The 23,052-nt window shown below is 68.2% G+C and carries 17 protein-coding genes; 9 read left to right on the top strand and 8 right to left on the bottom strand.

What is annotated here, in order from left to right:
- Positions 1 to 121: 121 nt before the first annotated feature.
- Positions 122 to 595 (bottom strand): response regulator, encoded by a 474-nt coding sequence (locus DES44_RS06460; protein WP_058935705.1) that lies wholly within the window; start codon positions 593 to 595, stop codon positions 122 to 124.
- Between the two features lie 167 nt (positions 596 to 762).
- Positions 763 to 2,061 (bottom strand): isocitrate lyase, encoded by a 1,299-nt coding sequence (gene aceA, locus DES44_RS06455; protein ID WP_375137502.1) that lies wholly within the window; start codon positions 2,059 to 2,061, stop codon positions 763 to 765.
- Between the two features lie 540 nt (positions 2,062 to 2,601).
- Between aceA and DES44_RS06450 the strand changes: the two genes are divergently transcribed.
- Complete coding sequence (locus DES44_RS06450) at positions 2,602 to 2,781, top strand: hypothetical protein (RefSeq protein ID WP_058935706.1); 180 nt, start codon at positions 2,602 to 2,604, stop codon at positions 2,779 to 2,781.
- Between the two features lie 189 nt (positions 2,782 to 2,970).
- Here the strand turns inward: DES44_RS06450 and DES44_RS06445 are convergent, their stop codons facing one another.
- Together DES44_RS06445 and queG are read right to left on the bottom strand one after the other, a co-directional pair.
- Positions 2,971 to 3,948, bottom strand: coding sequence for a tripartite tricarboxylate transporter substrate binding protein BugE (locus tag DES44_RS06445; protein WP_058935707.1), 978 nt, complete (start codon positions 3,946 to 3,948; stop codon positions 2,971 to 2,973).
- Between the two features lie 73 nt (positions 3,949 to 4,021).
- Positions 4,022 to 5,146, bottom strand: a complete 1,125-nt coding sequence (gene queG / locus DES44_RS06440) for a tRNA epoxyqueuosine(34) reductase QueG (protein WP_058935708.1) — start codon at positions 5,144 to 5,146, stop codon at positions 4,022 to 4,024.
- Between the two features lie 5 nt (positions 5,147 to 5,151).
- Here queG and tsaE point away from each other — a divergent pair, with 5 nt between their 5' ends.
- Together tsaE and DES44_RS06430 are read left to right on the top strand one after the other, a co-directional pair.
- Positions 5,152 to 5,652 carry a tRNA (adenosine(37)-N6)-threonylcarbamoyltransferase complex ATPase subunit type 1 TsaE gene (gene tsaE / locus DES44_RS06435; protein WP_058935709.1) on the top strand — a complete coding sequence of 167 codons (501 nt, stop codon included), beginning with the start codon at positions 5,152 to 5,154 and terminating at the stop codon, positions 5,650 to 5,652.
- Positions 5,649 to 7,091, top strand: a complete 1,443-nt coding sequence (locus DES44_RS06430; protein ID WP_058935710.1) for an N-acetylmuramoyl-L-alanine amidase — start codon at positions 5,649 to 5,651, stop codon at positions 7,089 to 7,091. The genes tsaE and DES44_RS06430 overlap by 4 nt, the downstream gene beginning before the upstream one ends.
- Positions 7,092 to 7,335: 244 nt before the next feature.
- Here the strand turns inward: DES44_RS06430 and DES44_RS06425 are convergent, their stop codons facing one another.
- From DES44_RS06425 to DES44_RS06415, 3 genes are all read right to left on the bottom strand, one after another.
- Positions 7,336 to 7,947: a PEP-CTERM sorting domain-containing protein gene (locus tag DES44_RS06425; RefSeq protein WP_058935711.1), complete on the bottom strand. Its 612-nt coding sequence runs from the start codon at positions 7,945 to 7,947 to the stop codon at positions 7,336 to 7,338.
- A gap of 333 nt (positions 7,948 to 8,280) precedes the next feature.
- Positions 8,281 to 11,730, bottom strand: a complete 3,450-nt coding sequence (locus DES44_RS25925) for a S41 family peptidase (RefSeq protein WP_083525690.1) — start codon at positions 11,728 to 11,730, stop codon at positions 8,281 to 8,283.
- Positions 11,731 to 11,939: 209 nt separating this feature from the next.
- The gene (locus DES44_RS06415) at positions 11,940 to 12,587 is read right to left on the bottom strand and encodes a DedA family protein (RefSeq protein ID WP_058935712.1); all 648 of its coding nucleotides are present in this window, start codon (positions 12,585 to 12,587) and stop codon (positions 11,940 to 11,942) included.
- Between the two features lie 88 nt (positions 12,588 to 12,675).
- Here DES44_RS06415 and mutL point away from each other — a divergent pair, with 88 nt between their 5' ends.
- From mutL to DES44_RS06385, 6 genes are read left to right on the top strand one after another with little or no spacing between them, the layout of a single operon-like run.
- Positions 12,676 to 14,733 (top strand): DNA mismatch repair endonuclease MutL, encoded by a 2,058-nt coding sequence (gene mutL, locus DES44_RS06410; protein ID WP_058935713.1) that lies wholly within the window; start codon positions 12,676 to 12,678, stop codon positions 14,731 to 14,733.
- 56 nt (positions 14,734 to 14,789) lie between these two features.
- On the top strand, positions 14,790 to 16,889 hold the full coding sequence (locus DES44_RS25260) for a pseudouridine synthase (RefSeq protein ID WP_232309801.1): 2,100 nt from the start codon (positions 14,790 to 14,792) through the stop codon (positions 16,887 to 16,889).
- Positions 16,886 to 17,833, top strand: a complete 948-nt coding sequence (gene miaA, locus DES44_RS06400) for a tRNA (adenosine(37)-N6)-dimethylallyltransferase MiaA (RefSeq protein WP_083525691.1) — start codon at positions 16,886 to 16,888, stop codon at positions 17,831 to 17,833. Before DES44_RS25260 ends, miaA begins: the two co-directional genes overlap by 4 nt.
- Positions 17,833 to 18,498 carry an ABC transporter ATP-binding protein gene (locus tag DES44_RS06395; RefSeq protein ID WP_198164797.1) on the top strand — a complete coding sequence of 222 codons (666 nt, stop codon included), beginning with the start codon at positions 17,833 to 17,835 and terminating at the stop codon, positions 18,496 to 18,498. The genes miaA and DES44_RS06395 overlap by 1 nt, the downstream gene beginning before the upstream one ends.
- A gap of 2 nt (positions 18,499 to 18,500) precedes the next feature.
- Positions 18,501 to 21,044, top strand: coding sequence for an ABC transporter permease (locus DES44_RS06390; protein WP_058935716.1), 2,544 nt, complete (start codon positions 18,501 to 18,503; stop codon positions 21,042 to 21,044).
- A complete protein-coding gene (locus DES44_RS06385) occupies positions 21,044 to 22,273 on the top strand; it encodes a lipocalin-like domain-containing protein (protein ID WP_232309802.1) in 1,230 nt (409 codons plus the stop codon). The genes DES44_RS06390 and DES44_RS06385 overlap by 1 nt, the downstream gene beginning before the upstream one ends.
- On the opposite strand, the gene DES44_RS06380 is transcribed toward DES44_RS06385, so the two are convergent.
- Positions 22,249 to 22,878 carry a GGDEF domain-containing protein gene (locus DES44_RS06380; protein WP_147306985.1) on the bottom strand — a complete coding sequence of 210 codons (630 nt, stop codon included), beginning with the start codon at positions 22,876 to 22,878 and terminating at the stop codon, positions 22,249 to 22,251. The two genes, DES44_RS06385 and DES44_RS06380, sit on opposite strands and share 25 nt — an antisense overlap.
- Positions 22,879 to 23,052: the final 174 nt, after the last annotated feature.

Raw genomic sequence — 23,052 nt, 5'->3', positions numbered from 1 at the left:
TCCGCCGCCCGCCCGCGCGGTGTGGGTTGCGCAAATGACGCTGCCACTACCTCAGCACGATGGCGCGGTGGCGCGGTGGCGCGGTGGCGCGACGCCATCATGACGCCGGCATCACGCCAACTCAGTGGCGAGGCGTGCGGTCCGGATCCAGAAACGGGCTGCGCGCCGGACGGATTGCTGGCACGTCGGTGCCCGCAGTGAAGTTGCCAGGTCGTGCACTCAGCAGCACGGCCAGCAGGTCGGTGACCTTGAGCGGCTTGTACAGCAGGCGGCTGAAGCCGGCCGCATCCGCCTTCTCCTGGGTGATCTCCGGGCCGCCCGCTGTCAGGCAGACATACATCGCGCGGCGTCCCGACTCGGCATCGATCACCTTGGCCTCGGACACCACCTCCAGCCCGTTCATGTCGGGCATGTCGAAGTCCACGAACACCAGCTCGGGCTTGAACAGCTTGGCCAGGCGCAGGCCCACGCGGCCGCTGTAGGCCACGGCCGTGGCGCATCCATAGCAGCGAAACAGTTCGCTGAGGGTGCGGGCGCCTTCGGGGTCGTCATCGATGAACAACACCCGCAAGGCGGAGGGCGACAGATCGGTCATTCGTGGAAGCTCCGGGGTCAACAGTCGACGGACCGGGGCGTCTTTCTTCTCGCCCGCGCCGTCATCCGACCTCACAGGCAATAGGCGTGCCTAATGGGGCCGCACCCTTGTGGAGTGCGGCCCGTGGCATCGGGCTGGATTCGGAGCGGAGGGCCCGATACCGGTCTTCAACCGTGCTTGGCGTCGAAGAACTGCTCGTCTTCGGTCGACCCCTTCAGGGCCGCCGTCGAAGCCTGGGCTTCAATGGTGGTGGTGACCGCATCGAAGTAGCCGGTGCCCACCTCGCGCTGATGCTTCACCGCGGTGAAGCCCTTCTCCGCGGCGGCGAATTCGGCTTCCTGCAGTTCCACGAAGGCGCTCATGTTGTTGCGGGCATAACCATAGGCCAGGTTGAACATCGAATAGTTCAGGCTGTGGAAGCCGGCCAGCGTGATGAACTGGAACTTGTAGCCCATGGCGCCGAGTTCGCGCTGGAACTTGGCGATGGTGGCGTCGTCCAGGTTCTTCTTCCAGTTGAAGCTGGGCGAGCAGTTGTAGGCCAGCAGCTTGCCCGGGAACTTGGCATGGATGGCTTCGGCAAAGGCCTTGGCAAACGCCAGGTCCGGCTTGCCGGTCTCGCACCAGATCATGTCGGCATAGGGCGCATAGGCCAGGCCGCGGCTGATGGCCTGCTCCAGGCCGTTGCGGGTGCGGAAGAAGCCTTCCACCGTGCGCTCGCCGGTGCAGAAGGGCTTGTCGTTGTCGTCCACATCGGCGGTGACCAGGTCACCCGCTTCCGCATCGGTGCGGGCCAGCAGCACCGTGGGCACGCCCATGGTGTCCGCGGCCAGTCGGGCCGCGACCAGCTTGGAGACCGCCTCACGGGTGGGCACCAGCACCTTGCCACCCATGTGGCCGCACTTCTTGGCGGCGGCCAACTGGTCTTCGAAGTGCACGCCGGCGGCACCGGCCTCGATCATGGCCTTCATCAGTTCGAAGGCATTGAGCACGCCGCCAAAGCCGGCTTCCGCATCGGCCACGATGGGGGCGAAGTAATCGATGTCGCTCTTGCCTTCGCTCCACTGGATCTCGTCCGCACGCTTGAAGGTGCTGTTGATGCGGCGCACGACCTTGGGCACCGAGTCCACCGAATACAGCGACTGGTCGGGATACATCTCGCCGTTGCTGTTGGCGTCGCCAGCGACCTGCCAGCCGGAGAGGTAGATGGCCTTCAGGCCGGCCTTGACCTGCTGCATGGCCTGGTTGCCGGTGAGCGCGCCCAGGGCATTGATGAAGGGTTCGGTGTTGACCAGGTTCCAGAGCTTTTCCGCGCCGCGCTTGGCCAGGGTGTGCTCGATCGGCAGCGAGCCGCGCAGCCGCACCACATCCGCCGCCGTGTAGCCCCGCTTGATGCCCTTCCACCGGGGGTTCTCGGCCCAGTCCTTTTCAAGGGCTGCAATCTGCTGGTCGCGGGTCAGTGTGCTCATGGAAATCTCCTGTCTTGAGAGTTGAAATCGGGCTGAAAACTGCGTTGGCCTGGACTCAAGATTAGGCGCGGACCCCGGGCTTGTGGACCCTTATGTCTTATATAAGACTGAAAATGTTTCCCTTTCAAATCAATGGGTTGCAAGTTTCAAACCGTATCATGAAACGAGCTTCTTCATGATGAGAAATTTTGCGGCGGTGCAGCACGCCCGCTTTTTACATAACGGCGCTCGCGTTTCATCATCTGAAAAACACCCCTTCTGCTTGATCTGTAGGAAGGCACCTAGCCTATTGAAGGGAGCGGAGCCCCTGCTTTCAGCAAGAACGTGGGCGGGCCAATCGGCCAGTTGGGTCCACTACGGTCGTGCATGTCGGGCTTTTCCCCGTCGGTAGGCCGCCAGCACCTGTCTGGCCGTCGCTCTCCCGTTTCAGTGCAGTGTTTCGCGCGCCCTGCGCTTGGGAGCGTCGGCCGCGTCGGCATGCAGACCCGGTGCGGCAGCCACATGCCGACTCATTCATCCTCATCTTTCGGAGAAATTCTCATGATCCCAGCTCTCATCGGCGGTCTCGCCCAAGGTGCCGTCACTCAAGTGGCCGGCGGCGCCATTCAACAAATCGCAGGCGGCCTGACCCAGGGCGGCGGCCAGCCCGGCATGGGTGGCGGCCTGGCCTCCAGCCTGCTGGGCAACCTGATGGGTGGTCTGACCGCTCGTCCGTTCTGATCGGCACCGTCTGATCCGCCAGGTCAGGCTGACCTGGCCCCAGACCTTGCCCCAGAAAAAAGGGCGCCGCCTCCCGAGGGAGGCGGCGCCCTTTTCCGTTCAAACGCGACCCAGTGACGGGTCAGGCTGCCAGCATGGGCCCAGCGACGGGCCAGGCTCTCAGCAGTGGCCCGTCGCCGGGCCAAGCCGTCAATCCAGCTTCAGCTTCTGCGTTTCCACGACCTTCTTGTAGACCTCGTACTCCGCCTTGATCTGGGCGGAGAACTGCTCCGGCGTGTTGGCCACGATGAAGGAACCGGTTTCCTCGATGCGCTTCTTCACTTCGGGCATCTGCACCGTCTTGCTGACGGCGTCATGCACCTTGGCCACGACCTCCTTGGGCAGATTCTTCGGCCCGTAGATGCCATAGAAGGCCATGCGGTTCACCGGCTCCAGGCCGACTTCCTTGAAGGTCGGCACATTGGGCAGCACCGCCAGGCGCTGCGGGGCCGCCACGGCGATGGCAATCAGGCGGCCGTCCTTGATGAAGGGCAGCGCCGACGGCAGGTTGTCGAAGATCATCGGCACCTGACCGGCCACCGTGTCGTTCAGGGCCGGGCCCGCGCCGCGATACGGAATGTGGGTCACGAAGACACCGGCCAGGCTCTTGTACAGCTCCATCTGCAGGTGGCCGATGCCGCCCGTGCCGGAGCTGGAATAGCTGTACTTGCCGGGGTTCTTCTTGAGCTCCGCCAGGAAACCCTTGTAGTCCTTGGCCGGGAAGGACGGGTGCACCGCAATCACATTGGGCGTGGCCGCGATGTTGATGATGGGGGTGAAGTCCTCCAGCGGCTTGTAGGGCACCTTCGGGTTGATGGCCGGATTGGCCGCCGTGGTGGACACGGTGGCCACGCCCAGCGAATAACCGTCCGGCGCGGACTTGACGGTGTCGTTGGCGCCGATGATGCCGCCGCCGCCCGCCTTGTTCTCCACGATCATCGTCTGGCCCAGCGGGCCGCTGATGTTCTGGGCCACCACGCGGGCGATGATGTCGGTGGTGCCGCCGGGCGCAAAGGGCACCACCAGCTTGACCGGCTTGTTGGGGTAGGTCTGGGCCATGGCCAGTGCGCTGCACAGGCTCAGGCCGCCCAGGAGCAGCCCGCGTTGGAACAACTTGCGACGGTTCATGGTCTCCTCATTTGGGGAAGCAATAGCAATACCGCAGCTTAAGGAGTGACGCGCCCCTGAAGCGCTAGCGGAATTACGTATGGTCGCAAGTTTGACGAAGCGCCCAGTCAATGTGTTCGGCCAGCAACGGCGACGCCGTATGTTGGACAGCGCACAGAGCCTCCCGCAGTTCACGGCGCAATGACGGCGCCAGGGGCTGCCGCAGGGCATTGCCCATGGCCACCGCCAGATTGCGGCGCCAGCGGGCATGGCCAATGCGCCGGATGGCCGAGCCTTCGGTGCGCTTGAGGAAGGTCGGCTCGTCCCAGGCCCACAGCTGGAGCAGCGAGGCATGGCCCAGCGGCTCGCGCCAGTCGAAGTCCGGCAGCGCCTGACGGCGGGCAAACTTGTTCCAGGGGCAGGCCAGCTGGCAGTCATCGCAGCCATAGATGCGGTTACCCATGGCCGGCCGCAGCGCCTCGGGAATCGGTCCGTCCTGCTCGATGGTGAGGTAACTGATGCACCTGCGCGCATCCAGCCGGTACGGCGCCACGATGGCCTGGGTCGGGCAGGCATCGAGGCAGGCGCGGCACTGGCCGCAATGGGCGGAGACCGGCTCGCTGGGGGGCAGCGGCAGGTCCAGGTAGATCTCGCCCAGGAAGAACATCGACCCGGCTTCGCGATGCAGGGTCAGGGTGTGCTTGCCGCGCCAGCCGATGCCGGAGCGGCTGGCCAGTTCCACCTCCAGCACGGGCGCGGAATCGGTGAAGACGCGATGGCCCAGCGGCCCCACCGCCGACTGGATGCGGTCGGCCAGTTGCTGCAGGCGCTGGCGCAGCACCTTGTGATAGTCCCGCCCGCGGGCATAAAGCGAGACCTGCGCACGCGCCGGATCAGCCAGGGCGTCGTATTCCCGCTGTTGCCAGTCGGCTTGCAGGCTGGGCGGCAGATAGTCCATGCGGGCGGTCAGCACGCACAGCGTGCCAGGCACCAGTTCGGCCGGACGCGCCCGCTTCATGCCATGGGCGGCCATGTACTGCATCTCGCCATGAAAGCCAGCGTCCAGCCAGGCCTGCAGGCCTGCTTCTGCATCACCAAGATCGACGTGAGCCACACCAATCTGTGAGAATCCGAGCTCAAGCGCCCAGGTGCGGATCTGGCCCGTCAACGCATGCAGCGAGTCGGGCGTTCGGTCGGAAGCGTTCAGCAAGGATTCCATAGGTTTTGAGCATTTTAGAAACCCGCCAATTCCGTTGGCCTGACGAGGCCGCCTGCGAGCGATTTGCGCAGGCGCTGGCCCGGTGTCCGCAAGTGTCGGACCTCAGCATCGAACTCGAAGGGGGCCTGGGCGCCGGCAAGACCAGCCTGGTGCGCCATTTGCTGCGCGCGCTGGGCGTGCAGGGCCGCATCAAGAGCCCCAGCTATGCCGTCGTGGAAGACTACCAGCCGCCCGCGCTGGGGGGCCTGCCCGCTCATCATTTCGACTTCTACCGCTTCAACGACCCGCGTGAGTGGGAAGACGCCGGCTTTCGGGATGTCTTCGCCGCGCCGGGCCTCAAGCTGAGCGAATGGCCGCAGAAGGCCGCCGGCATGCTGCCGACGCCCGACCTGCGCCTGACCCTGGACGTGGCCGACGACGACAGCCGCGATGTGTGCGCAGAGGCGCACACGCCGCGCGGCGTGGCCCTGCTCACCGACCTGACCCAACACCTCGACGCCGCATGAGTGGAGACTCCCGGACCTTTGCCCCGCGCCGCCGTGCGCTTCGACAGATGGGTGCCCTGGTGCTCAGTGTGCCGGTCTGGCCGGCGGCCCTGCCCGCGGCCCGGGCGGCGGGTTCCTCGGCCTCCATCATCGCGGTGCGGGTCTGGCCGGCGGAGGACTACACCCGCGTCACGCTGGAATCCGACCGGGCGCTGGCGGCCAAGAGTTTCCTGGCCAGTCATCCGGACCGGCTGGTGATCGACATCGACGGCCTGGAACTGAGCCCCGACCTGCGCGAGCTGCTGGGCAAGGTCCGGCCGGACGACCCCTTCATCGCGGCGGTCCGGGTGGGGCAGAACCAGCCCCGCGTGGTGCGCATCGTCTTTGACCTGAAGCAGCCGATTGCGCCCCAGGTCTTCACCATCGAACCGGTGGCGGCCTATAAGAACCGGCTGGTGCTGGACCTCTACCCGGTCCAGGAGCGCGACCCGTTGCTGGACCTGGTCCGGGAAAAGGAAGCGGCCGAGCAGGCGGCGGCGCAGTCGGTGCAGGATGCCCTGGGCGAGTTGATCGACAAGATCGGCCGACCGCAGCCGGCCGCCTCGGAAGCGGACCGCGCCGTGGCACAGGCGCGCCCGCCGGCGCGTCCGGCTTCTCGCCCCGCAGGACCGACGCCGCCCCCCGCCCCCGCGCCTCAACCGCCGCTGAAGGAGCCGGCGCCAGAGATGAGCCAGGCCAAGCTGGACCGGCTGATCGTGATTGCGATCGACCCCGGCCATGGCGGCGAGGATCCGGGCGCCATCGGCCCCAGCGGTCTGAAGGAAAAGGATGTGGTGCTGGCCATTGGCCTGAAGCTGAGGGACCGGCTCAACAGCAACCCCAAGATCCGCGTGATGATGACGCGGGATGCCGACTTCTTCGTGCCCCTGCAGGAGCGCGTGCGCAAGGCGCGCCGGGTGCAGGCCGACCTGTTTGTCTCCATCCACGCTGACGCCTTCATCACGCCGCAGGCGCGCGGGGCCTCGGTGTTCGCCTTGTCCACCAGCGGGGCCAGTTCTACGGCGGCGCGGTGGATGGCCAACAAGGAAAATGCCGCGGACATCGTCGGCGGCGTGAACACCAAGGGCGTGAAGGACGACGGTGTCCTGCGTGCCATGCTGGACATGAGCACCACGGCCCAGATCAAGGACAGCATGAAGCTGGGCGGCGAAGTGCTGAGCCAGATCGGCAAGGTGGGCAAGCTGCACAAGGGCAGCGTGGAGCAGGCCGGCTTTGCGGTGCTCAAGGCGCCGGACGTGCCGTCCATCCTGGTGGAGACGGCGTTCATCTCCAATCCGGAGGAAGAGTCCAAGCTGCGCGACCCGGATTACCAGGATGACCTGGTCAAGGCGCTGGCCACTGGCATTGCGCGGTATTTCGCGAAGAATCCGCCGCTGGCGGCGCGGCATCGGGCGCTGTGAGGTGCTGAGGTGCTGAGGTGCTGATGTAGCGCTGATGCGCTGATGCGGTGATGCGCTGATGCGATGAGGCGGTGCTGTGCTGCTTTGCTGAGGATCAGGCGCTGATTGCCACACAAGACAAAAGGCCGGTGCATGCACCGGCCTTTCGTGTTGGCAGCTCGCCAGGTCTGGCCTGCCCTTCACGGACAAGCGACGCGGCCGCTGAGCCGGCGATCCCTTGAGACCGCCAGGCGATGGCGAACGATCAGCCCTGCCGACCGCGGCGACGCACCAGCGCCGCGCCCACCATGGCCAGTCCGGCCAGTGCCAGCGTGCCCGGTTCCGGCACGTTGTTGCCGGTATTGGCGTTGTTGCCGCCGGTGCTGACCTTGCTGAAGGTCAGGTTGTCGATGGCAACCGCGCCTTGCTGGAGGATCTCGAAACGGGCGATGTTGGCGGTCGTCAGCACGCTCAGGGTGAACCAGCTGGTGCCGCTGCCCGAGGCCGAAGCCAGCAGGTGGTTGCTGCTGTCGTAGACATTCAGTGTGGCGCGGTCGAGGTCGTAGCCTTCGTCGCCCACCCACAGGGACAGGCTGTTCACCGCCGTGGTGAAGGTGCCGGAGATGTTGCCCCAGCCGGCCGAGCCCAGCGAGTAATTGCCGGCTCCGCTGTTCGAGAACCAGTGGTCGTAGGTCTGATACGTGGTGGTCGAGCTGAACACCACGCCCTGGCTGGCATAGCGGTCGTAGGTGGGGGTCGCAAACCAGGACTGAATGCCCAGATCTTCGAAAGTGACGGTGGCGGCAGCGGCCGGGGTCACGGCGGCCACGAGGCTGGCAGCAGCCAGGGCGAGGGAGGCAATCAGGCGGTTCAGCATGGAAAACGCTTCGAAAAAGTGTCTAAACGCTCTCCAAGTAGCGAAATGTGTGCCAGCGCACTAAGTGCTTGATTCTCTTATCCCTAACTGTAGGGATGCAGTGTCACTGTAAAAAGCTTCGACACGCGCTTGAATCCGTTCGTGAACTGCATCACGGACTGAAAAATGACATGTCGGAGAAACTGACAGTGGGTCTCTGTGCCTCTCCTGACCCTGTCCCCAGGCTCGTCCCGATGCCCGACGCTCCCCAATGAAAAACACCCCACATCCGGATCAAGATCCAGGATGTGGGGTGTCGGGCTCAACGCGGCCCTGCCGCCGTTCAGCCGAGGCTCAGCCGCCGACCTTCGTCGGCATCGCCGGCGGCTCGGTGCGCTGGATCGGCTTCCAGGTCTTGAGCCGCTCCATCACATTGGTCACGGCCGTTTCGAGCTGCACATCCCGCCCCTCGTTCACGGCCACCGGGTCGAGGTTCACATCCACGTCGGGCGAGACCCCTTCGTTCTCGATGCGCCACTCCCCTTCCGGCGTGAAGAAGCGGAAGAAGGGCACGACCAGATTGCCGCCGTCGATCAGCGGCGGATTGGCCGCAATGCCGATCAGCCCGCCCCAGGTCCGCTTGCCGATCAGCGGGCCCAGGCCCGTGCGACGGAAGGCGTAGGGCATGAAGTCACCGCCGGAGCCGGCATCCTGGTCGATCAGCATGGCCTTGGGCCCGTAGATGGCACCGCCCGGGGTGTCATAGACCAGCGCATCGCGGTCCTTCCAGCTGCCCAGGTAGGACCGGCCCAGCACTTCGGTCACGTAGTTGGCCGCCTGGCCGCCCCCATTGCGGCGGTCATCCATCACGAGGCCTTGCTTGTCCACCTGCGCGAAGAACATGCGGTTGAAGTGCTGGAAGCCTTGCGTGGCCGTGTCCGGCATGTAGACGTAAGCCAGCTTGCCGCCGCTCAGGCGGTCCACTTCCTGCCGGTTGTGCTCCACCCAGTCCCACTGACGCAGCGCCACTTCGCTGGCGATGGGTTCCACCTGCACCTGGCGGGCGCCCTGCCCCTTGGCATCGCTGGCGATGGTCAGTTGCACCGGCTTGCCGACGGTGTTTTCCAGTTGCTGGAACAGGTTGTGCTGCCCGTCCACCGGTCGGCCATTGACCGCCAGCAGATAGTCACCGGCCTTCACATTCAGGCCCGGTGCCGCCAGCGGCGCCTTCAGGAACGGGTTCCAGCGGTCGCCCTGGAAGATCTTGCTGATGCGGTAGTGGCCGCCCTCGAAGCTGAAGTCGGCCCCCAGCAGACCGATGGCCACCTTGGGCTCGGTCAGCACATCGCCCCCACCCACGCGGTTGTGGCCGACCTGCAGCTCGCCGATCATGTCCACCATCAGGTCGTTCAGGTCTTCACGGCGCTGCACATGAGCCAGCAGCGGCAGGTAGCGCTGGTAGACACCCTTCCAGTCCAGTCCATGCAGCTTGGGGTCGTAGAAGAATTCCTTCTCCATCCACCAGGTCTCGTCGAAGATCTGGCGCCACTCGGCACGCGGGTCGATGCGCACGCGCAGGCCGGACACATCCACCGGCTTGGCATCGATCTTCTCGCGCGCATCGGCCACTTCCAGCCGGCCGCCGCCCAGGTCCAGCAGGATCTTCTTGCCATCGGCGCTGAGGGAGTAGTCATGCACGCCCGGCTTGACCACCTTGGCCTTCTTCTCCTCGAAGTCGAAGCGGAACAGCTCGCCGCGCTCGTCGCCGTCGGCATTGGGCGGCTCGATGCTGGCGCCGGGCTGGCCTCGCTCGATGTAGAACAGCGCGCCGTCGGCCGCCACGCCCAGATGGTCGTAGCGGGCCTGGGCCACCGGCAGGCCGACGATGCGGTTCTGCAGGCCGGCGAAGTCGATGCGCACGGGCTTGGCCTTGCCGGACTTGGCGTCGGCCTTGTCGGCTTTGGCGTCGGCTTTGGCGTCGGACTTGGCGTCAGACTTGGCATCGGCCTTCTTGTCCGATGACTTGTCGGACGGCTTGGCGTCGTCCTTGTCGCCCTCGTCACCGTCGCCCTTGCCGCCCTTGCCGTCCTTGCCGTCCTCATCCCCGGCCTTGGGCAGCAGCGGCGAAGAACCGTCCGCGCGCAGCACTGCCGCAAACAGGCCCATGCGCAGCGCACGCTCCTGCGTCGACATGTCCAGGCCCACCTGCGCCGGCCCAGAATTCACCGAGGCCGCGAAGTACAGCACGTCCCCCTTGCTGGAGAACACCGGCTGCTCCGCATGACTCATGCCATCGGTCAGCGTGTGCTGCTGGCCGGTCTGGAAGTCGTGCACGCGGATCTGGCTGAAATGGTTGCGCCCGGTCACCGTGTAGGCGAGCCAGCGGCCATCCGGCGAGAAGCCGACGTCATAGTTCTGGCGACGCGGGCTGCTGTCGATCTTCAGCAGCTGACCGGACTGCGGCCCCGACAGCGGCAGCTGGTAGAGGTTGAGATGGTTGTCCTGCAGCACCAGACGGCTGCCCTCGGGCGACCAGTCCAGCAGGTGGTAGTAGCCGGTCTCGGGCAGCAGGATCTTGCGCGGCGTCTTGCCGGTGGCCTGGTCGCCAAGCTGGTCCCGCAGCACGACCTGGTGGCGCATGCCGGGTTCATCGGAGATGTAGGCCACCTGCTGGCCGTCCGGGCTCCACAGGGCGTCCTTTTCCCGCACGCCGGAGGTCTGGGTGAGGTTGCGCACGACGCCGTCCTTGACCGGCACGGAGAACACCTCGCCACGCGCACTCACCAGCACCCGCTTGCCGGTGGCCGACAGGGCCACGCTGGTGATGGTGCGGGCGGCGTCCTTCCACTGCACCCGGGCCTGGGCGCTGGGTTCGTTCAGGCTGATGTTCAGCGTCGTCGGCGCTCCGCCGGCCAGGCTGATTTCCTTGATGCGGCCGCCCACCTCATAAACGATGCGTCCATCCCGGCCGTCAGCGGCCTTGACGTCCCACACCGTTTCCTGGGTCAGCTGGCGCAGTGCCTTGGTCTTGGTGTTGTAGGCGAAGAGGTTGGCGGCGCCGTCGTTGCGGTCGGAGATGAACACGACTTCATCGCCCATCCAGATCGGATTCCAGTCGGTGGCATTGACGTGCGGAATCTCTTCCCAGGTCTTGCCCTTGGGATCGATGATCCAGATCGGCGGCGTGGTGCCGCCGCGGCTTTGACGCCAGCCGCTACTGCCGTTGTTGGCCTGGCGATAGGGGCGATAGGCCAGCAGCCGCCCGTCCGGGCTCCAACTGCCTTCATAGGCCACAGCCTTCATCACCTGCTGCTCGAAGCCGCCTTCCAGCGGCACTTCGTAGAGCTGGTTGCTGCGGTTGTTCAGCACCTGGCGGGGCGAGGCGAACAGCACCCGGCGACCGTCCGGGCTCCAGCCGGTGACCTGGTCGCTGCTGCCGTGCCAGGTCAGGCGACGGGGCTGGCCCCCGGCGGTGGGCACGACATAGACGTCGGTATTGCCGTCATAGCTGGCGGAAAACGCGATCCATTGCCCATCCGGCGAGAACCGCGGCGAGAACTCCGAGGACACCCGCGGCGCGAGCTGGCGCGGCTGGCTGCCGTCGCGGTTGGCCACCCACAGGGCGCCGCCATACACAAAGGCCAGTTGCCGGGCCGAGACCGCGGGCTGGCGCAGCAGCAGGCTGACGGCAGCGCCGCTGGACGACACTGGCGAGGCGGATTGCGCAAGCGCGGGAGAGACGGCCACGCCGGCGGCAAGGCTCAGCGCCAGGGCGACGGCCTGGCTCAGGGAACTCAGTTGCATGGGGCTTTGTTCGGTTGAAGGTCGGTTGAACCAGCGCCGCAGAATAGCGGGCCGGGACAGCCGTGCCGAAGCTCACCCCTGCAGAGATGGCGCTGGGCGACTCGGGAGTTTCCCGAAGACGCCGAGGGCGCCCATCCTTGAGGACGCCATGGACGCGCGCTGGCGAAGATGCCGCATGAACGCGTCCGGCTCGTCCGGCGCCGCCAGGGTCAGGCCTGCACCGGTTTGCGCGAAGCCTTCCAGCCGCCGTAGATCGCAATCAGCCCCGGGATGAGGATCATCGCCCAGATGATCTTGCTCAGATGGGTCTGCACGAACGGGATGTTGCCGAACAAATAGCCCGCCAGCGTCAGCCCCACCACCCACAGCACGGCACCGCCGACGTTGTAGGCGGTGAACCGGGTGCGGCTCATCGCCGCCACCCCCGCCACAAAGGGCGCGAAGGTGCGGATGAACGGCATGAAGCGCGCCAGCACGATGGTGATGCCGCCATGGCGCTCATAGAACTCGTGGGCCGCATCAAACGCCCGCTTGTTGAAAAACCGCGACTGCTCCCACTGGAACACCTTGGGCCCGATGCTGCGCCCGATCGTGTAGTTGCACTGGTCGCCCAGGATGGCCGCCACCAGCAGCACCGCCATCGCCAGCGGCAGGTTCATCACCCCCGCGCCGCACAGCGCCCCCACCACGAACAGCAGCGAGTCGCCCGGCAGGAAGGGCATGACCACCACGCCGGTCTCCACGAACACGATCAGGAACAGCAGGGCATAGACCCAGGCACCGTAGTTCGTGACGAACTCGGCCAGATGCGCGTCCACGTGAAGGACAAAATCAAGGAGGAAATGCAGGACATCCATGGCGGCGCATTATGGCGGTCTCTGCCCCCTTCCCCCCTCGGTTCGGCCTGCCCCCGGATTCGGGGGCCTCTTCTACAATGGCCCCCCTATGGATGCCTCTCTCGCCCCCCCGGCGACCCTCTCGCCTGGCGGCGCCCCTGCCGCTGCGTCGCGACGCTCGATTTGCGAACTCCCCGATGAACTCATCAGCCAGATTGCGGCTGGCGAGGTCGTGGAGCGCCCCGCATCGGTCGTGCGGGAACTGGTGGACAACGCCCTGGACGCCGGCGCCAGCCAGATCCAGCTGAAGTTGCTGGCCGGCGGCATACGCAGCCTGGTGGTGGAAGATGACGGCTGCGGCATCCCCGAATCCGAGCTGCCGCTGGCCATCAAGCGGCATGCCACGAGCAAGATCCGCAACCTGGACGAGCTGGAGTCGGTGGCCACCATGGGCTTTCGGGGCGAGGCCCTGGCGGCCGTGTCGTCGGTGGCGGAGCTGTCGCTGGTCTCCCGGTTCGACGGCGCGCCCCATGCCTGGCGGCTGGATGCCCGCAGCGGTGAACTGAGCCCGGCGGCCCGTGCCCGGGGCACCAGCGTCGAAGTGAGGGAGCTGTTTTTCAACACGCCGGCGCGGCGCAAGTTCCTCAAGTCCGAGGGCACCGAGCTGGGCCACTGCCTGGAAGCGCTGCGCCGCCATGCGCTGGCACGGCCGGATGTGGGCTTCACCGTCTGGCATGAGGGCAAGCTGGTGGACCAGTGGCGGGCATCGTCGCTGGCCCAGCGCGTCTCCGAAGTGCTCAACGACGATTTCGTCAGCCAGAGCCGCGATGTGGCGGCCGAGGTCGGCCCGCTGCGCATCCACGGCCGGGTCGGCCTGCCGGAAGCCGCCCGCAGCCGGGCGGACATGCAATATGTCTACGTCAATGGCCGGTATGTGCGGGACAAGCTGATCGCCCATGCCATCCGCTCGGCCTTCGACGATGTGCTGCACGGCCAGCGCCAGCCCAGCTATGTGCTCTTCATCGACCTCTCGCCGGAATTGGTGGATGTGAATGTGCACCCCACCAAGATCGAGGTGCGCTTCCGGGATGGCCGCGAGATTCACCAGCAGGTGCGTCGCGCCGTGGTGGCCGCGCTGGCGCTGAGCCGCACCAGCGATGCTGCCGCGGAGGAGCTGGCGCCGCCGCGCCCGGGCACGGTGCCCAAGACCTGGAGCGGCACCCACGCCTGGGAACGCCCGATGGCGCAAGAGCCCGGAGGGGCAGACGCTGGAAGCGGCGCTGGAGGTGGCGCTGGATATGGCGCTGGAAGTGCCACTGGATACAGCGGTGGATACGGTCCTGCCAATGGCGCCGCCTACGGCCCGGGCCCGGGCGGTGGTTCGTCCGGCCCAGCCTCTGCTGGCAGCGCTGGCTGGCGAGCCCCCATCCCGACCCGCGCCCAGACCGCGCTGGCGCTGGAACAGGCCGAAGCGCTCTACGCCTCATCCGGGCCCGGTCTCCCAGGCCAGACAACGGCCTTCCGACCCGCGTCGCCCGGCGCCACCTCCCCCTCCGCCCCCCTGCCCGCCACCCAGGCCGGTGAATGGCCGCTGGGCCGCGCCATCGCGCAGATCCAGGGCATCTACATCCTGGCCGAGAATGCGCAGGGGCTGGTCATCGTCGATATGCATGCGGCGCACGAGCGCGTCGTGTACGAGCGGCTCAAGGCCTCGCTGGGCCAGGCCCGCATCGAGGCGCAGCCGCTGCTGATTCCCGTCACCTTCTCCGCCACCCCGCAGGAGATCGCCACCGCCGAGGCCCAGGCCGAGACCCTGCAACGGCTGGGGCTGGACATCGCGCCCCTGTCGGCCAAGATGCTGGCGGTGCGTGAGCGCCCGGCCCTGCTGGCGGGCGGCGACGTGATCGAACTGGCGCGTGGCGTGCTGGCGGAACTGGCGCAGTTCGATGCCAGCCACGCCATTGAACGTGCGCAGCATGAAATCCTGGCCACCATGGCCTGCCACGGCGCGGTCCGCGCCAACCGGCAACTCAATCTCGACGAAATGAATGCCCTGCTTCGCGACATGGAACGCACCGAACGTGCCGACCAGTGCAACCATGGGCGTCCCACCTGGCGCCAGCTCACCGTGCGTGACCTGGACGGCCTGTTCCTGCGCGGCCGCTGAACCGGCGCCCAGCGCCGACTGCCCGCCTCTTTCACTCCTTCTGACGTAGTACCGACATGGCCACGATCAAACTCAACAAGAACAAACCGGCCAGTGACAAGCCGTCCGGCACCGGTGGCCCTCGACGGGCCCCCGTGCGTGGCGCCGCCGGCGTGGGCAAGCCCCGCCCGACGCTGGCCCAGGCGCAGGCGGAGCGCGCGGAACGTCAGGCGGCCTATGAGCAGCGCCGGGCGGAGGAATCGCAGGACGACCGCCGTCCTGGCGGCGGACGTCCGGACGGTCGCGGCGAGGGGCGGCCGGAGGGACGGTTTGGCGGACGTCCGGACAGCCGGGGCCCGCAAGGCGGTGATGGCCGGCGCGACGGTCGGTCCGATGGGCGTGGTCCTGGACGCGGTGCGGACGCACGGGGCGGACGGCCCGAGCAGGATCGTTATGGGCGCGGTCCGGGCGGCCAGGGGGGCCCGCGCGGCGGGTTTGGTCCGGGCGACCGGGGCGATGATCGCGGCGGGTTTGGACAAGGGGATCGCGGTGGCCAGCGTGGCGAGTTCGGCCCGGGTGATCGGGGCGGACAGCGCGGCGGTTTCGGACAGGGTGATCGCGGAGGCTCGCGCGGCGGTTTCGGCCCCGGCGACCGGGGCGGTGCGCCGTCTCGCGGCACCGGCTTTGGCGGACCGCGCGAACCGTGGAACAGCCCGCGCGACCGCTTCGAGCCGCGTGGCCAGGGCGGCGAAAGCCGTGAAGCCCCGGTCCGCCGCGGCATGGGCGGCCTGCACAACGAACATGAGGACCGCGGCAGCCGTTATGCCCAGGAAAGCCGTCCCCACCGGGAAGACCGTTATGCCCGGGAAGACCGTGGCGAGCGGAACGCGCCCGGCGTGGGTCCGCGCCGCGAAGGTCCGGGCAGCGGCCCGGCTCGCAGCTTTGACCGTGGTCAGGACCGGGGCGGTGATCGGGGCGGTGACCGCGGTGGCTATGGCGGTGACCGCGGTGGCTATGGCGGTGACCGGAGCGGGTATGGCGGCGACCGGGGTGGCTATGGCGGTGGCCGAGGCGGCTATGCCGGCGACCGGGGTGGCTACGGCCGCGACCGAGGTGGCGACCAGGGCGGTTATGGAGCCGGCCCTCGTGGCAGCTATCGCGACGCGTCCGGTGACGGCCCTCGCGGCTATCAGGGCGGCCACGATCGCAACGCCCCGTATGGCGGTGGCCCCGGCGCCGCGCGAGGCGACGGTCGCTCCGACGGCCGTTCTGCCCAGGACCGCTACGGCGATCGTCAGGAGGGATTCCAGGCCGACCGCCCCCGCACCGACCGCCCGAATTCACGTCGCGGCAACGACGGCGACGCGGACACCCCGCGCCCCCGCCAGCCCGCCCCGCAGCGCCAGGTGGACCCGTCCGAAGGCGAGCGCCTGTCCAAGCGCATGAGCGAACTCGGCCTGGCCTCGCGCCGGGAGGCCGACGAATGGATCGAAGCCGGCTGGGTGACCGTCGACGGCAAGCTGGCCGAACTGGGCCAGCGCGTCGGCCCGGACGTGAAGATCGAGATCGACCCCGCCGCCAAGGACCAGCAGGCCCAGCGCGTCACCATCCTGCTGCACAAGCCCATCGGTTATGTCTCCGGCCAGGCCGAGGACGGATATGAACCGGCCTCGGTGCTGGTCAAGGCCGACACCCACTGGTCGGAAGATCCGGCCTCCATCCACTGGGCTCCGGGCCATGGTCGCAACCTCGCCCCCGCCGGTCGTCTGGACATCGATTCCACCGGCCTGCTGGTGCTGACCCAGGACGGCCGCATCGCTCGTCACCTGATCGGTGAAGAGTCGAATGTGGAGAAGGAATATCTGGTGCGCGTGGCGATGGAACAGGGCCCGGACAACGTGCCGGCCCAGCACCAGCTGGACCCGCGTGCCCTGGCGATGCTCAACCACGGCCTGGAGCTGGACGGTGTGGAGCTCAAGCCCGCCAAGGTCAGCTGGGCCAATGAAGACCAGTTGCGTTTCGTGCTGCGGGAAGGCCGCAAGCGCCAGATCCGCCGCATGTGCGAGCTGGTGGGCCTGAAGGTGCTGGCGCTCAAGCGGGTGCGCATCGGCCGTATTCCGCTGGGCCAGCTGCCGGCCGGCCAGTGGCGTTACCTGGCCCCGTGGGAGCGCTTTTGAGTCTGCGTCCGCTGTGCCTGGCGGGACCGACCGGTTGCGGCAAGACGGCCGCGGCGCTGGCCCTCGCCCGTCGCCAGCCGGTGGAGATCATCAGCGTGGACTCGGCCCTGGTCTACCAGGGCATGGACATCGGCACCGCCAAACCCAGCCCGGCTGAGCTGGCCGAGGTGCCGCACCACCTGATCGACATCCTGGCGCCGACCCAGTCGTATTCGGCCGCGCAGTTCGTGCGCGACGCGCTGGCCTTGGTCCCGCAGATCCAGGCCCGCGGCGCGCGTCCGCTGCTGGTGGGCGGCACCATGCTGTATTTCAAGGCGCTGTTCGACGGTCTGTCCGCCCTGCCCGAGGCCGATGCCGCACTGCGTGCCGACCTGGACGCCCGCGCCGCCCGCGAAGGCTGGCCTGCCCTGCATGCCTGGCTCGCCACGCTGGACCCGGAGACGGCCGCGCGACTGGCCCCCATGGACAGCCAGCGCATCCAGCGTGCGCTGGAAGTCTGCCTGCTGTCGGGCGAGCCGATGTCGGCGCTGTACCAACGCCAGCGAAGTGCCGGCGTGGACTGGCCGCTGGTGTCACTGGAACCCAGCGACAGCGCCCGCGCCTGGCTGCATCAGCGGCTGGGCGAGCGCTTTGCCCAGATGTTGTCGAGCGGTTTCGTGGACGAGGTTCGGCGACTGCGCGCCCGTGGCGACCTGACCCCGGACTTGCCTTCCATGCGCTGCGTCGGCTACCGCCAGGCCTGGGAACTGCTGGACGAGGCCGAGGCCCTGGGCCGCGCCGAGCCCGACCTCCATGCCCTGCACGAACGCGGCACCGCGGCCACCCGCCAGTTGGCCAAGCGCCAGATCACCTGGCTGCGCAGCATGCCGGCCCGCCATGTGGTGGCGGCTGAGCAGCCCCAGGCCCTGCCGGCCGTGATGCGATTGATCGAGGAACTCTCCTGATGCCCGACTTCCCCCCGCTGCTGATCGCCTCCGGTTTGTCCAAACGCTTCGGCGGCCAGACCTTGTTCGAAGGACTGGATCTGCAGTTGCGGCGCGGCGAGCTTCTGGCCCTGCTGGGGGAATCGGGCAGCGGCAAGTCCACGCTGCTCAATGGACTGGCGGCGCTGGAACCGCTGGATGAAGGCCGCGTGCTGCTGGACGGTCAGGACCTGCTGGCCCTGGACGAAGGGGGCCAGGCCGCCCTGCGCCGTGAACGGCTGGGTTTTGTGTTTCAGGCCTTCCATGTGCTGCCCCATCTGACGGTGCGCGACAACGTCGGCCTGCCGCTGCTGCTGCAGGGCCGGCCCGATGCGGCCCGTGTGGACGAGATGCTGGCGGCCGTGGGTCTGTCCGACCGTGCCCGGCACCTGCCCCGTGAGCTCTCCGGCGGTCAGCTGCAGCGGGTGGCAATTGCGCGGGCGCTGGTGCATCGGCCGTCGCTGGTGCTGGCGGACGAACCCACCGGCAACCTCGATCCGCGCCATGCGGACCAGGTGATGCAGTTGCTGCGCCAGCAGTTGCAGCAGCAAGGCGCGGCCTGCCTGCTGGTGACCCATTCCGCCCATGCCGCATCGCTGGCGGACCGCCGGCTGCGGCTGGAAGGCGGCCAACTCGTGGACGCCTGAGCATGCGTGCCCTCCAACAGGCCTGGGGCTGGTGGTGGCAGTTGTCCTGGCCGGCGCTGCGTCAGCAATGGGGCCGCCAGTTGGCTGCGCTGCTGACGATTGCACTGGGGCTGGCCTTGGCCGGCGCGGTGCACTGGATCAACGGCTCGGCGCTGGCTCAGTTCGAGCAGGCTGCTCGCCAGAGCAGCGCTCAGGCCGATCTGCAGTTGCAGGCCAGCCCCGGTGCGCCGGGCCTGACGGAAGCGGTCTATGCCCAACTGGCAGAGCGCCAGGACATCGCCGCCCTGGCGCCCAAGCTGCAAGGCAGCGTGCAGGTGCGGAGCGCCGAGGGTCGCTGGGTGCGACTGCGGCTGCTGGGCCTGGACCTGTTGCAGATGGGCAGCTTCCATCCGCAATGGCTGCCACGCGGCGACAGCCAGCGCCTGGCCGATGCGCTGGGCGGACCGGCCGTGCTGATCAGCGAGGCCGCGCTGCGGCAATTGCAGCTGACAGCGCCCGCGACGCTGCAGATGGACCTGCCCGCCGGGCAGGTCCCGGTGACCGTGGCCGGCACGGTGCCGGACGCGAACCAGGCAGTGCTGATCATGGACGTGGCCTGGGCGCAGGCGCTGCTGCAGCGTCCGGGCGAGCTGGACGCCATCCTGCTGCGCATGGGGCCTGGCCAAGCGGTGCCCACCGCATGGCCGGAGGGCATCGTCGCAGTCGCCCCGCAAGACCAGGCCCGCCAGCAGGCCGATGATGCACGGCGGCTCACGCAGGCCTACCGGCTCAACCTGGGCGTGTTGTCGTTGATGGCCCTGTTTGTGGGGGCCTTCATGGTGTTTGCGGTGCACAGCCTGTCGGTGGCGCAGCGCCTGCCGCAACTGGCCTTGCTGGGCGTGCTGGGCATGAGTGCCCGCCAGCGTCTGGGCCTGCTGCTGGGGGAGGCGCTGCTGCTGGGTCTGGCGGGGGCGGTCCTGGGCCTGCTGCTGGCCTTGGGCCTGGCCGAGCTGGGCCTGCGCCAATTGGGCGGGGACCTGGGCAGCGGCATGATGGGTTTGTCGGGGGCGCCGCCGGTGCTTCAAACATCCACCGCCTCCATCCTCGGCCTGCTGCTGCTGGGACCGGTGGTGAGCCTGGGCGCTGCGGCCCTGCCGCTGGCGCGCCTTCGTCGGCTGCCGGCCGCCCAGGTGCTCAAGGGCCTGGGCAGCAGCGCGCCGGACCGGCGCTGGTGGCTGCTGGGGCCCGCCTTGCTGCTGCTGTCGCTGCCGCTGGCCGCATTGCCGCCGGTGGCGGAGCTTCCGCTGGGCGCCTATGGCGCGATGGTCTTTCTGCTGCTGGGCGCGCTGGGCAGCGTGCCTTGGCTGCTGCGGCTGATCACCGGGTTGATGCGCCGACGCGCCGCCGGCAGCGCCCTGCCCCTGCTGGCGGTGGAGCGGGCCCGTGACCAGGCCGGCGAAGCCGGACGGCTGATTGCCGGCGTGCTGGTGGCCCTGGCCCTGGCGGTGGCGATGCTGGTGATGATCGCCAGCTTCCGGCTCTCGCTGGATCAATGGCTGATGCAGATGCTGCCGGCCGACCTCTACCTGCGCCAGACCGCACGCGACACCGCCGAGCAGGCGCGACCGCTCGATCCGGCGCTAGCGGACAAGGCCGCCGCCCTGCCCGGCGTCACGCGGGTCGAAGCCCAGCGCACGCGCGAGATCGGCCTGCGACTGCAGGATGGACGCCGGGACCGCGCCACCTTGCTGGCACGCCCACTGGATCACCGCCTGCCGCTGCAAGGCAAGACCGTGGACGCGCCGCCGGATGCGCTGGGCGTCTACATCAACGAAGCCATGCGGGATGCGCTGGGCCTGGCGCCCGGGGCGCGATTCACCCTGCAGGTCGCCGGCCGGGACTTGCCCGCCAGCGTGCGCGGCATCTGGCGGGATTACAGCCGGCAGTCGTCCGCCGTGCTGGTGGAGCGGGCGGACTGGCAGCGGGTCAGCGGCGACGGCACGCTCACGGAGCTGGCGCTGTGGTTGTCGCCGCAGGCGGATCTCCAGGCGGTGCAGTCCGGGCTGCGTCAACTGGCGTCGTCGCCGGAGTCGGTGGAAATGGCCTCGGCCGGTGAATTGCGGCGGTTTTCGCTGGCGGTGTTCGACCGGAGTTTTGCCATCACCTACTGGCTGCAGGCGGTGGGTTTGGGACTCGGTCTGTTCGGCGTGGCCGCCAGCCTGTCGGCGCAGTTGCTGGCGCGCCGACGGGAATTCGGTCTGCTGATGCATCTGGGGCTGACCCGGGCGATGCTGCGACGGCTGGTGCTGGGCGAAACACTGATCCAGGGGCTGGCGGGCGCGTTGATGGGGCTGCTGGTGGGACTGGCGATCAGCGCGGTGCTGGTGTTCCGGCTCAATCCGCAGAGTTTTCACTGGAGCATGGACTGGCAGGTGCCGTGGACCCGGGTGGCGGAACTGCTGCTGGCGAGCCTGGCGGCCACCTGCATCACGGCCGCGGTGGCGGCGGCCCGGGCGCTGGGATCGCGTCAGGGTGAAGCGCTGCGCGCGGTGCGGGAGGACTGGTGATGATCGGACGACGTCCGTGGATGATGGGGCTGGGCGCACGGCTGCTGACGGTGGGGGCTGGCGGAGCCGCGCTGGCGGATGCGGTGCAGGCGGCCCCAGCCGGGGGCAACGCGTCTCGTGGCACGCCAGCGAAGCCTTCCGGTGCGGCGTTGACCCTGTCCCGCGCTCCCTTGGTGTTTCCGCGGGACCATGGGTCGCATCCCGAGACGCAGGTGGAATGGTGGTACGTCACCGGCGTACTGCGGCCGGCGGGGACAGGCGCTGGCCGGAGCCGCCCGGCCCAGGACCTGGCCGAGCCTCCCGCCTATGGCTTCCAGCTCACCTTCTTCCGCGTCCGGCGTGAACTGGACCGTCCGCTGGACAGCCGTTTCGCGCCCAGCCAGATCATGCTGGCCCATGTGGCCGTGACCGACCTGGCGCGGCGCCGGATGCATCATGACCAGCACCTGCTGCGGCAGGGCTTTGCCAATGCCTTCACCGACGAGACGGACACCCGCGTGCGGCTGGGAGATTGGTGGCTGGTTCGCAGCCCAGGACCGCAAGGCTTGAGCCGTTACCGCCTGGCCTTCCGCAGCCAGCCGGCCAATGTGGCGCTGTCGCTGACGCTGGACGCGCCCCTGCCGCCGCTGCTGCAAGGCCGCGAGGGTTGGTCGCAGAAGGGGCCGCAGCCGGAGCAGGCCAGCCGTTATGTGAGCGAACCGCAACTCTCCGGTCAGGGCCAGTTGGCGGTAGACGGCCAGACGCCGCAGGCCGTCCAGGCCCAGTGCTGGCTGGACCATGAATGGAGCCAGGCCTACCTGGGCAGCGGCAGTGACGATTCGTCCAGCCGCGCCGTCGGCTGGGACTGGCTGGGCCTGAACCTGCTGGACGGCTCCGCGCTGATGCTGTTCCAGATGCGCCGCCGCGACGGCAGCACGCTCTGGACCGGCGGCACCTGGCGGTCGGCGACGGGCGGGCAGCAGAATCTGGAAGGCCAGTTGCTGTTCGAGCCGCTGGCCTACTGGAGCAGTCCGACCAGCCTGAGCCGGTATCCGGTGCAGTGGCGGGTTCGCACGCCCAAGGGCGTCTTCCGGATCGAGGCGATGTTGGAGACGCAGGAAGTCGACGCACGGCGCACCACCGGCTTCCTGTACTGGGAGGGCGTTGTGCGCGTGCTGGACGACGCCGGCACGCTGCGAGGCTGGGGCTATCTGGAGATGACCGGTTATGCCGGTCGGGTGCCGCTGTAGCGATTACGACCCGACGGCGTGACGGCATAGGCCCGCACACAGTTGCAGCCGGCACCGCGGGCCATGGCCAGGGCCTGGCGAGCCTGCTGCAGCAGTTGGTCGGCGCCCTGCTGCGGTTCGCGTTTCCAGTCCTGCCAATGGGCCAGCCCGAGGCTGGCACTGAGCGGCAGGGCCTGGCCGGACCAGCGGTAGTCGAGCATGGAGACTCGGTGGCGCAGCCGGTCCGCCGCATCCAGCGCGCCGAGCGGATCGGTGCACGGCAGGTAGACGGCCCATACGCCGTGCGGCAGCGGCAGCAGCCAGTCCCCACCGCGCAGTTGCTGCTGCACCAGCTGGGTCAGGCGCTGGTCCAGTGCCTGCACGCAGTCGCTGCCCCATTGATGCTGCAGCCGCAGCCACGGGTCCAGCTCCAGCAGCAGCAAGGCACCGTCATGCCCATGGCGCTGGGCGCGGGCTGCCTCACGGCGCAGGGCCTCCATCAGGGGGGCTTCATCGGCGGGCGGACTGGCCGGGGCCTGTGGCGGCGCGTCGCCACCGCGTGACTGCCAGTGACGGCGGAGCCGGTTCAACCAGGCCTTGGGCCCTTTGATCAACGCTTGAGACATGCCACTGCCCGCCTTGCCGTTGGAATCCTGATTGCAGCACAGGAGCAAGCCACGCGCCGCCCCCTTTCCGAGGGAGCATAGGCCCGATGCGGCTGAAGCGGAACTCCCCGTTTGTCACCAGCGGTCAGCGCGTGGCACAGGCGCCACCCCGCGAGCGCAGGGACACCGTCGCGC

Origin of the sequence: Roseateles depolymerans (assembly GCF_003387155.1) — a bacterium.
GTDB classification, from domain to species: Bacteria; Pseudomonadota; Gammaproteobacteria; order Burkholderiales; family Burkholderiaceae_C; genus Roseateles; species Roseateles depolymerans.
This window is presented reverse-complemented; position numbering and strand designations above follow the sequence as displayed.